Origin of the sequence: Pseudoalteromonas sp. NZS11 (genome assembly GCF_015864765.1) — a bacterium.
GTDB lineage: Bacteria > Pseudomonadota > Gammaproteobacteria > Enterobacterales > Alteromonadaceae > Pseudoalteromonas > Pseudoalteromonas arctica.
This window is the reverse complement of the sequence record NZ_JADYWP010000005.1, coordinates 293,988-306,137: the sequence shown is the minus strand read 5'-3', so window position 1 is coordinate 306,137 and position 12,150 is coordinate 293,988. Positions and strand designations below refer to the sequence as shown.

Genomic DNA, 12,150 nt, shown 5'->3' with positions numbered 1-12,150 from the left:
AGTTGTTTGTAATGTCTCATTGTAAAATCTCTTGCCGGAGAAAAAGCAGTTAGCTTATGAGCAACTGACCACTTAATCTAGCCAAAACAAGTTATGCACTTACAATTTGAATCTAGGTTATGTAAATTTTATCGATTCTAAATTTAATGAGATTTAAGGGCCAGCTTTAAAAGCGGGCCCTTAATTTTAAAGCTCAAACGGTGCTACACCGACCGCTTTCATTTTATATCCTACCTGCGCGATTTCGCCCGACCACGTTTGTGTACTTATTATTCCAGTTACAACAATTGCGTCGTATAGGCTATCTATTGGTACTCCACCTTTAATTGTTACATGGACTATTTGATTTGGCGGTGGTGGTGGTACGTGTATACAGGCGCCAAAATAAGGAACGAGTAAAAACTCGGTAATTACTTCGCTATCGCCCTCAAGTGGCACAACAAAACCAGGCAAACTCACCGATTGGCCATCAAGTGCCTTTACCACTGGAGCATCTAAATCGGGTTGCACCCAGTTTTGATCACTACCTTCGTGATTAGCTTGTGCTTGAGTGTCTATTTGCACGTGGTTTTTAGGGATTAAGTCTTCCCAAAAAATTTCTTTTGGTGGATTAGCATAACTCGCTACGCTTATAAATAATAAGCCAATAGCAGCAATGTACTGAAAAGCTGTTTTAAAAAATGTCATAAAATCCCTAAAAATTATGCTTTTATACTCATACCATCGCTGAGTGAATAAAAATAAGCGCGAGTAGCGGGTATTAAGCCAATAATAAAACCGGCTGCCATAATAACGCCGATTAAGCCCAGTTCATAGTAAGAGAGTATTGTGATATTTACGCTTATACCGGCATGACTTTGTAAGTAACCGCCGGCTGAAAAAATAGCTAAATAGTAAAGCACACTACCTGCTAGGCAACCAAGTAAAGTGGTCAGTAGTGACTCAATACTTATAAGTGTAAATAAATGCCAAGGGCGAGCGCCTACCGAACGTAATATAGCAAGTTCGCGACGACGCTGACTCAGGTTTGCGAGCAATGTCGTTAGCATGCCAAGTAGGCTAATTAAAACGACAACAGCTGAGAATAGCAAAAGTATTTTTTCTACTATTGCGAGCATTTCCCATAACTCTTTAAGTGTTACGGTTGGCATAATCCCAAGCAGGGCTTCTGGCTTATATTGATTTATATTACGCCTAATTTGTAGTGTGTATAAAGGCGAATTAAATCCCATTAAAAATGCTGTAATTTGTTTTGGATGCCCAACTAGGTTGTTATGTTCGTCATGCTCATGCTCATGCTCATGCTCATGCTCATGCTCAAGGCTAGCTTTACCGCCGTGAATTAAATCGATTGCAGCCAAAGGAATATGCAGCGTTTTATCAACAGGCGTGCCAGTAGGGTTTAAAATACCGACGACTTTAAATGGGTTATCGTCATGATGATGAAAACTGGTGTTCCCCATACCGTGCGATATAACAATAGAGTCGTTAAGTTTATAACCTAATTTATTAGCGACTTCACTACCTAGCACCACTTCGTTAATTGCAGCAAAAGGGTGGCCTTTGTTAAAGGTTAAATTTTGTTTTTTTGCAAAGCGATAATGGCTAAAGTAATCAAGTGTTGTGCCTAGTACCGCTTGGCCTTTATGGCTGTCGCCTAGGCTTATAGGTATGCTCCATTTTACGCCTCGCTGACTTGTTATGTATTCATAACTTTTCCAGCTTACGCCGTTATTAGTATGGCCAATTCTAAATACTGACGAAAGCAGCAACTGTATGTCGCCGGTACGTGCACCAACAATTAAATCAGTGCCCGAAATAGTATTACTAAAACTACTTTTAGCATCAATTCGTACACGTTCAATACTTAAAAGTAGCATTACACTAATTGCGATAGTAAATAATGTAAGCAGTACACTTGCGCGGCGGTTTAATAAGCTTTTGTAAGCAAGTTTAGCGAGAATCATACTTGTTCCTGCAAGCTTATAAGGTCAATGGAGCGGTCAAATAAAGGCTTTAGTGTTTCATCGTGGCTCACAAATACCAGCGTACTATCAGATAGCTTTGCCTGCTCAAACAGTAACTTTATAAAGCTTTCACGGTTATTTGTATCGAGTGCAGATGTGGGCTCATCAGCAATTATTAATTCAGGGCTGCCTATAAATGCGCGAGCTGCAGCAACGCGCTGTTGCTGTCCAATACTTAATGTCGCTACATCTTTATGGTGATACTGCGCAGTAAGGCCTAAAGCATTTAATAACCGCATCGCTTCTTTTTGTAAGGCAGAGTTTTTATTTGATGATTGCTTTAATATTTTTTGTTTTCGACTTTTTGAAAACTCACACCCAAGCGTTATATTTTCAATAGGAGTTAAATAAGGAAGCAGGTTAAAGTTTTGAAAAATGTAGCCAATGTGATCCGCTCTAAAAACATCACGGGTAGTATTGCTTAATGTAGTTAGGTTTTTGTCTAAAATTGATACCTCACCGCTAGTGGCTGTATTAATGCCAGCAAGAATCGCTAATAAGGTCGATTTACCTGAGCCACTAGGACCGTGTAAAAAAATATGCTCACCTTTTTCGATAACTAGCTCTTTTATGGTGAGCGTGGGTGAGCTATCGCTTTTATGCCACTTAAAAGTTACGTTTTTTAGGTTTATCATTATCTTGTTACCAACCCCAGTAGTTTAGATCTTTGCGCATTTTTAGCTGTCTTATTATATTTAGTGGCTTGGGTTTTAGTTTATCGTTACTTTGTAAAAATTCATTAGCTGCATTCAATACGCGCTGGCTAGATTGACCATCGGTGTATGGATGAAGTTCCTGGCAATAGCTTTCAATATTTTGCATTAAATCACTAGGTTTAGTAAGCGCATGTTCAATAGCGGCTTCTACTTCATCAGCGTCGGTAATATCAAGTAAATGAGGAAGTGGTTTTTGATTACAAAATGTGACTACCGGTTTACGCAGTAGTAAAAACATTAAAAGAACTGACGATGTATCGCACAGCATAACATCGGCAGCTTGCAATAACGGCAAAACGTTATCGGTTTCAATAAATGTTAGACTTTCGTTACTCAGCGCTTTGTATTTATTAACCCATTCAGCAGGCATTTTAGGATGAAATTGCATCAAAATACGCCACTTACCTTGTTCACTAAAATGTTTTATTTGCTCATATAATTTAGGAGCAAGTGATAGCTTTCGTGAGAAAGTAGAGCATATAAGTAAAGTAGGGCGAGGGTCGTCACTTACATAAGGATTATTTGAAGTATTGCTAAAAAGTGGATCGAGTGTTGGCCAGCCAGTTTCAGTTACTTTAAAGAAACCATGCTGCTTAGCTAGCTCTTTAAATCGGGTTGTTGTATTTGGACCTTGCGTACAATATAAATCGTAACAACCACGAATGTTAAAGTGATCCTCTTGCCCTTTCCGATTTAATTTTCCTGAATTGAACCCGTGAAATACAGCCACTTTTTTACCAGGAATAAAATTAGGAATTATATTGCCCGGTATAAATGTAATGTTTGGAGCCCAGCTTTTAACATCTTTTATGGTATGTAAACGCTGCTCGTTTGTGGTTAAAAAATCGGGGTTTACTTCGTTACCCGCTAAAAACCAGCGGACTTCGCCACCATTAGCTAGTACTGCAGCCTGAATAGGCCTCAAGATAGCGTACGAATAATTTTGAGAGATATACATCAAGTATTTTTTATTTTTAGTGGCAGTTAAGTAGTTCAAGCTATCTCCTCAGGCTGGTTGGCACATTAAGTTTACCCCATTGCGACTCGCTTATAAATATATGCCTTTATTTGTTTTAAGCATCCGATTGAGCTTTGAGGTTGGCTAGATTATTATACAGCCCATATAACCCCATACCATACTTTGCTCAAAGAGCATCCCTAACCCCGGAGATAGCATGACTAGCTATAAAGTTTTAGACGTAAACGATGATTTACCCATTCGTACCAAAGGTGAAGTACACAGCGGTAAAGTTCGTTCAGTTTATTGGTTAACTGATGAAGACAGCGCTCGATTAATTAAAGATAAAGGCTATCAAGTACCGACTGGTACTGAGCTTGCTATTATGGTTATTTCAGACCGAATTTCTGCATTTGATTGCATTTGGCAAGGCGAAAACGGTTTAAATGGCGTACCAGGTAAAGGTATAGCGCTAAACTCAGTGGCAGCCCATTGGTTTAAGTTATTTGATAAAGCGGGTCTTGCGGGCAATCATATTGTAGATATTCCGCATCCGTATGTGTGGATTGTACGCAAAGCCAGTACAGTAAAGGTAGAGGCAATTGCTCGCCAATATATTACGGGTAGCATGTGGCGCGATTACGCTAAAGGCATACGTAACTTTTGTGGTATTGACTTGCCAGAAGGTTTAAAAGCGAACCAAAAGCTTGATAACGTTTTAATTACGCCATCAACAAAAGGTATTATTGAAGGCGTTGCTGATATTCCGCCAGTTGATGATGTAAATATTACTCGCGCTAACATTACTAATAACTTAGATGTATTTAACTTTAAATCGGCAGATGACGTAACCAAATACGAAAAACTGTTAGTTGAAGGTTTTAAATTAATTAGTGATGAGCTAGCGAAGCTTAACCAAATTTTTGTAGATACAAAATTTGAGTTTGGTTATGTAGAGGATTTAAATGGCGCGCAACAGCTTATATATATTGATGAAGTAGGCACGCCTGATTCGTCACGTATTTGGGATGAAGCTGCATACAAAAATGGTAAAATTGTTGAAAATTCTAAAGAAGGTTTTCGCCAATTACTTATTAATAATGTGCCAGAGAGCGACGTATTATTAAATAAAGATCGCATGAGTGAGCGTGAGCAATTAGCAAAAGATTATATTTTACCAGAATCAGTAATGCTTGAAGTGTCAAATACCTATGTTGGCATAGCGAGCAAAATTGTAGGTAAAGATATTGTGATCCCAGAGAATCCTCGCCAAGAAGTAATTACTATTTTAGATAACGATTACGGATTAATTGTTAAATAGCAGCACTTAAGTGCTAACAAAGCCAGTAACTAAGTCTTTATTTTTAGTTACTGGGCTATAATTCTTGCAATTAGTGCTCGTCTCTAATTAACTTAACCTAACATTAATATTTAGGTGTTGTTATGTTTGAGCGGGCATTGCAAAAGTTTGCTAAAAGTCATTACTTTTTAGCTATAGGTTTGTTTTTTAGTCAGTTTGCTTTAAGTGCGAATATTGAATTAGTAATAGAAGATCAACACGGCCAAAAGTTATCAGGTGCAGTGGTTGAGCTTAATATTGCTGACAAACAAGCCACACCATCAAATTTGCCCATTGCTATAATGGATCAAGTCCATAAGCAGTTTTTACCCGAATTATTAGTTGTACAACAGGGTCAAAAAGTTAACTTTCCTAACAGCGATAATATTCGCCATCATGTTTATTCTTTTTCACAAGCTAAGCCTTTTCAACTAAGATTATATTCAGGGCAACCAAAAGAGCCCATTACGTTTGAGCAACAAGGGGTTGTTGTTTTAGGGTGTAATATTCATGACTCTATGGTTGGCTATATCTATGTAGCGAGTAGTGAATCCGTATATAAAACAGATAAAAAAGGCTATGTTAGTTTGCCTATTAATACGCTGCCTGCACAAGTGAGTTTGTGGCACCCTTTACAAACAGCGCCATTGGAGAATAAAAAAATGATAACAATTAATTCTCAAAAACAGTTACAGATAACAGTAAACACATCGACCCCAGCACCTAGAAATACCTTTGGTAGTAAGTTTAAGGCTGGTAATGACTAATAGTTTACGAAATCGCATAACCATTTTATGTGTTGGCTTAGTGTTATTAACCACTATGGTCAGCTTGTTTAGTTTTTGGTGGTCTACGAGTAAGTTTCAAGAAGAAAAAGTAAATCAAGACATTACCGTAGCGCAAAATGTTTATAAGCAATATTTAAAATCAAAAGAAAGCTTACTACTAACCGCAGCAAAAGTACTCACCTCCGACTTTGGTTTTAAGCAAGCTGTAGCAACGCGAGATGCCGGGACAATAAGCAGTGTGTTGTTTAATCATAGCCAACGTATTGATGCCGAATTAATGCTGTTACTTGATTTATCGGGTAAGCTAATTTCCGCCAATACTGACGAAGATGCTTTTGCACATAACTTAAAGCCGTTAATGGAAGAGCTTTTAAGTGCGCCAGAAGAGTCTAGTTTTGTGGTGCTTAATAACGAGCTTTACCAAATTATTTTATTACCCGTAAGAGCGCCACGTACAGTGGCCTATAGTTTGGTGGGCTTTAAAATTGATGACAATGTAGCCCATGAACTAAAAAGCTTAACAGGCATGGATGTGAGCTTTATAGGTAGCGCTGACGATATTGTTATTAGTTCATTAGCTAATCGCCCTGAGCAATTTGAACCTGTTAGCTATTTTAGTACCGTAACCACTTCGCGGTTTTTTGGTGAGTATTTGGTGTATCGTAACCGAGATATAGATTTACCATCGTTGTTGACCCATCCTATAATTATTTTACTGAGCGCCGATTTAACACAAAGTTATAGTGACTTCGAAAAACTTCTTTTTACACTTATTATTTTAGCTATTTTAACTATGTTTGTAGGTGTTATTACGAGCAGCATATTTGCAAATAATTTAACTACGCCACTTACTCAACTAGCTGTAATAGCAAGGCAATTTGCACAAGGTAATTATACTTTTGAATTTAAAGGGCGCAGGCAAAGCACCGAAATAGACACGCTAGTCGCAGCGTTTGATAGCATGGGTAATGATATAAATCAGCGCGAGCAACAAATTAGCTTTCAAGCCAGACACGACTCCCTAACAGGCTTTTATAACCGCTCAGCTATGCTTGAGGTGCTTGATGAAGAGTTAGATTCATCAGCCGAGTACACGCTCGTTGCAATAGACATAAAAGGTCTTCGCCATATAAACGATAAGCTCGGTCCGCGCATTGGTGATGACTGCCTAAAGGCGGTTGCTTGTAGAATAAGTGAGTTTTCGGATGAGTTAGGGGGCTTTCATGCTCGTATTGGCGGCGATGAGTTTTTAACTGTGTTTCCGACTGCGGCAGCGCGCGAACACAAAAGCGGTATTGTTGGCTTAATGGCACAATTACAAGCGTGCTACACCATTCAAAAACTAAAAATTAACTTACGCTTTAGTGCGGGCATTGTGCAGTATCCTACGCAAGGAATTGCAAGTGATGACTTAATGCGCCGCGTGCTAATTGCTGTTGAAAGTGCTGCAAACACACAAGAGAGCATACATTATTATCAAAATGGTGAAGACGAGGCGCACTTAGAGCGCTTAATAATGCTTGATGAATTAAAGCAGGCTATTAGTGATGATGATGGTCAGTTATTTATGACCTATCAGCCAAAATTACACATGAAAACGCAAAAAATAGATAAAGTTGAGTCGCTTATTCGCTGGCAGCGAAAAGATGGTAGCTGGGTTAATCCTGAACTGTTTATTGACTTGGCTGAGCAGTCGGGCCTTATTGTTGAACTTACAGGGTGGGTTGTTAATACGGTTATAGCACAAGTAGCGGATTGGCAGTCTAAAAATATAAACTTACAGGCTGCAATAAATGTATCTGCGCAAGACATAGCATTTCCGGGCTTTCATGCTGCATTAGTTCGTACGCTTAAAAAGTACAAAGTAGATCCTAAGCTGATCACTATTGAGCTTACTGAGCGCGATATGATCGAAAACGAAGAAAAAGGCATTAAAGCGCTCGAAAACCTAAAGGCAATTGGCGTTAAAATATCATTAGATGATTATGGTGTAGGGCAAACATCACTTGGTCGATTAAAAATGTTACCGATTGATGAGCTTAAGCTAGATAAGTGCTTTATCCTAAAACTTGATGAATCGCAAAAAGATCAATTTATAGTGCAATCATCAATTACGTTGGGGCATCAGCTAGGTTTCTCGGTTGTAGCTGAGGGGGTTGAAACACTTGGCTCATTAAATTTACTTAGAGGTATGCAGTGTGACCATGCACAAGGCTATTACTTAAGTAGGCCTTTAAAAGCAGAACTATTAGAAGAATGGCTGGAGGAATACTATGAAAAAAATTAAATACTTATTAGCAAGTTTGTTTTTAATAATTAGTGTACCGAGCATTGCAAGCAATGGAAAACTGCTAGCTACGCCGGGAGTTTCTCAAATTGAAGGCAGTGGCGGCGGTGGTATTGTACCGTGGGCACAACTTGCTGGGTACGCAAGTGATGACGAATTTTCGGTAAATGGCTTTTGTAGCCGCGCAGATGTAACCGACTACACACTTGACGTATGTGGTGCACAACTTAATTTATTTAATCGTGTTGAGCTCAGTTATGCCCAACAGCGCTTTGATGTACCAGCACTTGATGCTGAAATAGAGCAGTCAATTACAGGTGCTAAAATACGTTTATATGGCGATATTGTTTACAGTGATTGGCCACAACTTAGCTTAGGTATTCAGCATAAATCACTGGATGATGGCAGTATTGCAACACTTGTAGGCGCAGAAGATACTAGCGGCACTGACTACTACCTCGCTGCTAGTAAGTTACATTTGGGGGCTATTGCTGGTTATAACTGGTTTTGGAACGTAACTACACGATACAGCGAAGCTAATCAACTTGGTTTGCTTGGCTACGGTGGAGAAAATGGTAGTGGTAAAGTGCTATTTGAAGGCAGCACAGCTATATTTTTTAGTCGTGAAGTCGCCGTAGGTGTTGAGTATCGTCAAAAATCAAATAACTTAAACTTAGGCGAACAAGATTGGAAAGACTTATTTGTAGCATGGATGCCTAATAAGCACGTAAGTGTGACAGCGGCTTACCTTGATTTAGGAAGCATTGCAGGAGCTGACGATCAAACAGGTTGGTATTTATCGGTAACAGGGTATTGGTAATGAAAAGCGTTGGTATTTTTATAGTATGCGTAGGATTGCTTTGTAGTTGTGCTAGCTCAACACAATTATCGCTTTATCAAAAGCTCGATGGTAAAGCGGGGATAGGCAGAATTGTTGATAGCTTTATCTATCAAATAGGTAATGACGAGCAGATAATTCATTACTTTGAACACAGCAATATAGCGTACTTTCGCCAAGGGTTTATTACTCATATGTGTATGTTAGTAGAAGGCCCATGTACATACGATGGCGACTCTATGGTAGCAATCCATACAGGTATGCATATTACAGAGAAAGACTTTAATCATGTGGTTGATTTACTTATAAATGCAATGAATGAGCAGAACATTAGCCATAGTTTGCAAAACGATATTCTCTCTAGAATGGCACCACTTCGTGGTGAAATTATAAAAATGTAATCACTTTGTTTTTGTTATGCTCCTTTCAAGGTAGAATATAAAGAAAAAATAATAGTGATCCTATATGAATATAATTTTTGATACGCAAAGTCTTTACTATCTCCCTCAGTATATCCCTGTATATAAAGAATTATGTAAAAATGGCATCAAAAGTAAATTTGTATTTTATAAAAATAGCCATGAACATTTAATCCAGCGTGTTATAGATGACTATGACTTAGAGCACATCTGGGTTAACGAACAACAACAATCAATTGCTTATTACGAAAATGAAAAAGCTGATTGGGTTTTTTTTGCTAACTCTTTTTGTTACCTAGACCGCTTACATAAAGTATCTAAAAGCGCTCAGCTCGGACATGGAATAGGCCCTAAATCAAGTTACTATACTAAGTCTAGTCAAGCAATGACAGTTAGATTTGTTGAAGGTCAGTACAGACTAAACCGTTTAAAATCAATGTATCCAAATGATGAATTTGTTGATGTAGGCTTTTGCAAATTAGACCCTATTTTTAATAAGGAAAAAATTGATGGCACGTTAGAATTAACTAACTTTGATAATAAAAAACAAACTATTTTATACGCTCCTACATTTTATCCAAGCAGCTTAGAGTTATTTCCTGAAAATTGGCCGGAACATTTTGGTGATTACAACATCTTAATAAAACCTCATTACTTTTCTATTAGTAAAGAGCGTTATAAAAAACACGTGAAATTGCTAGATCATTGGTCAACGTATCCCAATGTATATTTAGCAAAAGTAGAAGATTATTCGTTAGTGCCTTTTTTAGATAAAGCAGATTTATTGATTAGTGATGCATCATCAGCTTTATTTGAATTTGCTCTGTTAAACAAGCCAGTCATTTGGTGCGATTTTTTGAAGTTGCGGTGGGGATACAAAGGAATATTTTCATATCGTTTTAAAAAGCGAATGGATCAAGATTATGGTGAGTATGCGAATGTTGCTATACACGCCAAAAAATATAAAAACCTTAAAAAGTTAGTTGAACAACAACTGGCTGAACCAGAAAGCTTAGCTAATATTAGATTGTCTTTATCAGAAAAGTTAGCGGGTAAAATGGACGGTAAAGCAAGTAACAGAATTGTTCAATATTTAATAAAAAATAAGTAACTATTACAAAAGTATTTGGATGTAATCGAACTACTAAAAGGATTTATAAACTCTAAATTATAATTGGGCTTTAGAAATGAAAAAAATTGGATATACAACGGGTGTTTTTGACTTATTCCACATAGGTCATTTAAATATTCTGAAAAGAGCCAAATTAGAGTGTGATTACTTAATTGTGGGTATTACTACCGATGAGTTAAGCAAGTCAGCTAAAAATAAAGAGCCAGTGATTCCTTTTCAGGAGCGTATGGAAATAGTTGAAGCAATAAAATTTGTTGATGAAGTTGTTCCCCAGGTTAACTATGACAAAGAAGAAGCCTGGAACAACTTAAAATTTGATAAAATGTTCGTGGGTGATGATTGGAAGGGCACCGATAAGTGGAACCAAATAGAAGCTGACTTTAAAAAGTTTAATGTTGAAATATGTTATTTCTCTTATACCTCTCATACATCTAGTACAAAATTAAGAAACGTATTAGACAAAATATGTAGTGCTAAATAATTAATGAAAAACCTAATTAGCTGTCAGCAATTACACGATCAACTTAATAATCCTGCATTAGTGATATTTGATGCAGGTATGCTGCGCCCAGGTGTTTTGGGTGCTTATTCGCCTCAAGCAATGCTGCCTAGCGCTAAACGTTTTGACATAAAAAACGAATTGGCCGATAGATCAAATCCCTTACCAAGTATGGTATGCAGCGAGCAGCAGTTTACCCACGTGATGCAAAATGCAGGTGTAAATAACGACTCGTTTATAGTTGTATACGAAGATGGCGGTTTATTTAGCGCAGCAAGAGCGTGGTGGATGTTTAAAGCTATGGGGCATCACAATGTTAAAGTACTCAGTGGTGGCCTTAAGACGTGGTTAGAGAGCGGTTACGCCACACAGCAAGGTTATAGCAAAGCGTCAGGTAAAGGTGATTTTACGGCAAACTATAATTCTGAGTATTTTATTAATAGCCAACAAGTGGTTGACGCAATCGATGAGCCTAACACTGTGTTGCTAGATGCACGTGCTTATAAGCGTTTTACAGGCGAAGAAAGTGAACCCCGAAAAGGTATGCGTAGCGGGCATATCCCAAATAGTCGCTCGTTACCTTTTATGGATTTACTTAATAAAGGTGAAGCAAAACCACTTACTGAAATTAAAGCGATATTTAATGACGTGGTCGGGGATGCACAGCAGCTACAATTTAGCTGTGGCTCAGGTATTACAGCCTGTGTTTTAGCGTTATTTGCTACTGAATGTGGTTACAGTAATTTAAGTGTTTTTGATGGCTCGTGGAGTGAGTGGGGCGCAAGTGATTCATTGCCCATCACCACGGGAGAAAAGTAGACGTGTTGGATATGTAAAGCTTGCTCACGTTAAAAGCGCAGCGCCTCTAAACCTCTTTGTGAATAACAGTATTTAAAAATATTACTCACAAGGAGAAGTGAAAGAGAAGAAAATGAGAAGATAAAAACCAATGTTTACTCGTATTTGAATACTATTTTTACACAATCGCTTACTCTAAAAGCGCAGCGCCTCTAAACCTCTTTGTGAATAACAGTACTTAAAAATATTATTCACAAGGAGAAGTGAAAGAGAAGAAAATGAGAAGGTAAAAACCAATGTTTGCTCGTATTTGAATACTATTTTTATACAATCACTTACTCTAAAAGCG

Annotated in this window: 12 protein-coding genes; 8 read left to right on the top strand and 4 right to left on the bottom strand. The window is 37.9% G+C overall.

Annotation, left to right across the window (positions count from 1 at the left end):
* Positions 1-186 precede the first annotated feature (186 nt).
* Genes I6E82_RS13450 through I6E82_RS13435 form a run of 4 tightly spaced genes read right to left on the bottom strand, consistent with a single transcriptional unit; the run spans position 187 to position 3,740 of the window.
* Positions 187-687, bottom strand: coding sequence for a DUF3299 domain-containing protein (locus I6E82_RS13450; RefSeq protein ID WP_121954794.1), 501 nt, complete (start codon positions 685-687; stop codon positions 187-189).
* A gap of 14 nt (positions 688-701) precedes the next feature.
* Positions 702-1,967 carry an ABC transporter permease gene (locus I6E82_RS13445; RefSeq protein WP_197118085.1) on the bottom strand — a complete coding sequence of 422 codons (1,266 nt, stop codon included), beginning with the start codon at positions 1,965-1,967 and terminating at the stop codon, positions 702-704.
* The gene (locus I6E82_RS13440; protein WP_197118084.1) at positions 1,964-2,662 is read right to left on the bottom strand and encodes an ABC transporter ATP-binding protein; all 699 of its coding nucleotides are present in this window, start codon (positions 2,660-2,662) and stop codon (positions 1,964-1,966) included. Before I6E82_RS13440 ends, I6E82_RS13445 begins: the two co-directional genes overlap by 4 nt.
* 7 nt (positions 2,663-2,669) lie before the next feature.
* Positions 2,670-3,740, bottom strand: a complete 1,071-nt coding sequence (locus I6E82_RS13435; protein WP_197111639.1) for a CDP-glycerol glycerophosphotransferase family protein — start codon at positions 3,738-3,740, stop codon at positions 2,670-2,672.
* 178 nt (positions 3,741-3,918) lie between these two features.
* On the opposite strand from I6E82_RS13435, the gene I6E82_RS13430 reads away from it, so the two are divergent.
* From I6E82_RS13430 to I6E82_RS13395, 8 genes are all read left to right on the top strand, one after another.
* Positions 3,919-5,022: a phosphoribosylaminoimidazolesuccinocarboxamide synthase gene (locus tag I6E82_RS13430; protein WP_010553317.1), complete on the top strand. Its 1,104-nt coding sequence runs from the start codon at positions 3,919-3,921 to the stop codon at positions 5,020-5,022.
* 122 nt (positions 5,023-5,144) lie between these two features.
* Entirely contained in the window at positions 5,145-5,807 is a 663-nt protein-coding gene (locus I6E82_RS13425; protein WP_165735480.1) for a methylamine utilization protein, read from the top strand.
* Positions 5,800-8,115 carry a bifunctional diguanylate cyclase/phosphodiesterase gene (locus I6E82_RS13420; RefSeq protein WP_169060642.1) on the top strand — a complete coding sequence of 772 codons (2,316 nt, stop codon included), beginning with the start codon at positions 5,800-5,802 and terminating at the stop codon, positions 8,113-8,115. The genes I6E82_RS13425 and I6E82_RS13420 overlap by 8 nt, the downstream gene beginning before the upstream one ends.
* Positions 8,102-8,935, top strand: a complete 834-nt coding sequence (locus I6E82_RS13415) for a DUF3034 family protein (protein WP_024606990.1) — start codon at positions 8,102-8,104, stop codon at positions 8,933-8,935. Before I6E82_RS13420 ends, I6E82_RS13415 begins: the two co-directional genes overlap by 14 nt.
* Positions 8,935-9,354, top strand: a complete 420-nt coding sequence (locus I6E82_RS13410; RefSeq protein ID WP_007581961.1) for a group I truncated hemoglobin — start codon at positions 8,935-8,937, stop codon at positions 9,352-9,354. Before I6E82_RS13415 ends, I6E82_RS13410 begins: the two co-directional genes overlap by 1 nt.
* A gap of 64 nt (positions 9,355-9,418) precedes the next feature.
* Positions 9,419-10,483, top strand: a complete 1,065-nt coding sequence (locus I6E82_RS13405) for a CDP-glycerol glycerophosphotransferase family protein (RefSeq protein ID WP_024592822.1) — start codon at positions 9,419-9,421, stop codon at positions 10,481-10,483.
* A 76-nt stretch (positions 10,484-10,559) separates the two neighbouring features.
* Positions 10,560-10,985 carry an adenylyltransferase/cytidyltransferase family protein gene (locus tag I6E82_RS13400; protein WP_004335499.1) on the top strand — a complete coding sequence of 142 codons (426 nt, stop codon included), beginning with the start codon at positions 10,560-10,562 and terminating at the stop codon, positions 10,983-10,985.
* 3 nt (positions 10,986-10,988) lie between these two features.
* On the top strand, positions 10,989-11,822 hold the full coding sequence (locus I6E82_RS13395; RefSeq protein ID WP_197118083.1) for a sulfurtransferase: 834 nt from the start codon (positions 10,989-10,991) through the stop codon (positions 11,820-11,822).
* Positions 11,823-12,150: the final 328 nt, after the last annotated feature.

Excerpts from the sequence above, each read along its gene's own strand:
- I6E82_RS13450 (WP_121954794.1), bottom strand. The coding sequence starts at position 687 with ATGACATTTTTTAAAACAGCTTTTCAGTACATTGCTGCTATTGGCTTA.
- I6E82_RS13445 (WP_197118085.1), bottom strand. The coding sequence starts at position 1,967 with ATGATTCTCGCTAAACTTGCTTACAAAAGCTTATTAAACCGCCGCGCA.
- I6E82_RS13440 (WP_197118084.1), bottom strand. The coding sequence starts at position 2,662 with ATGATAAACCTAAAAAACGTAACTTTTAAGTGGCATAAAAGCGATAGC.
- I6E82_RS13430 (WP_010553317.1), top strand. The coding sequence starts at position 3,919 with ATGACTAGCTATAAAGTTTTAGACGTAAACGATGATTTACCCATTCGT.
- I6E82_RS13425 (WP_165735480.1), top strand. The coding sequence starts at position 5,145 with ATGTTTGAGCGGGCATTGCAAAAGTTTGCTAAAAGTCATTACTTTTTA.
- I6E82_RS13420 (WP_169060642.1), top strand. The coding sequence starts at position 5,800 with ATGACTAATAGTTTACGAAATCGCATAACCATTTTATGTGTTGGCTTA.
- I6E82_RS13415 (WP_024606990.1), top strand. The coding sequence starts at position 8,102 with ATGAAAAAAATTAAATACTTATTAGCAAGTTTGTTTTTAATAATTAGT.
- I6E82_RS13410 (WP_007581961.1), top strand. The coding sequence starts at position 8,935 with ATGAAAAGCGTTGGTATTTTTATAGTATGCGTAGGATTGCTTTGTAGT.
- I6E82_RS13405 (WP_024592822.1), top strand. The coding sequence starts at position 9,419 with ATGAATATAATTTTTGATACGCAAAGTCTTTACTATCTCCCTCAGTAT.
- I6E82_RS13400 (WP_004335499.1), top strand. The coding sequence starts at position 10,560 with ATGAAAAAAATTGGATATACAACGGGTGTTTTTGACTTATTCCACATA.
- I6E82_RS13395 (WP_197118083.1), top strand. The coding sequence starts at position 10,989 with ATGAAAAACCTAATTAGCTGTCAGCAATTACACGATCAACTTAATAAT.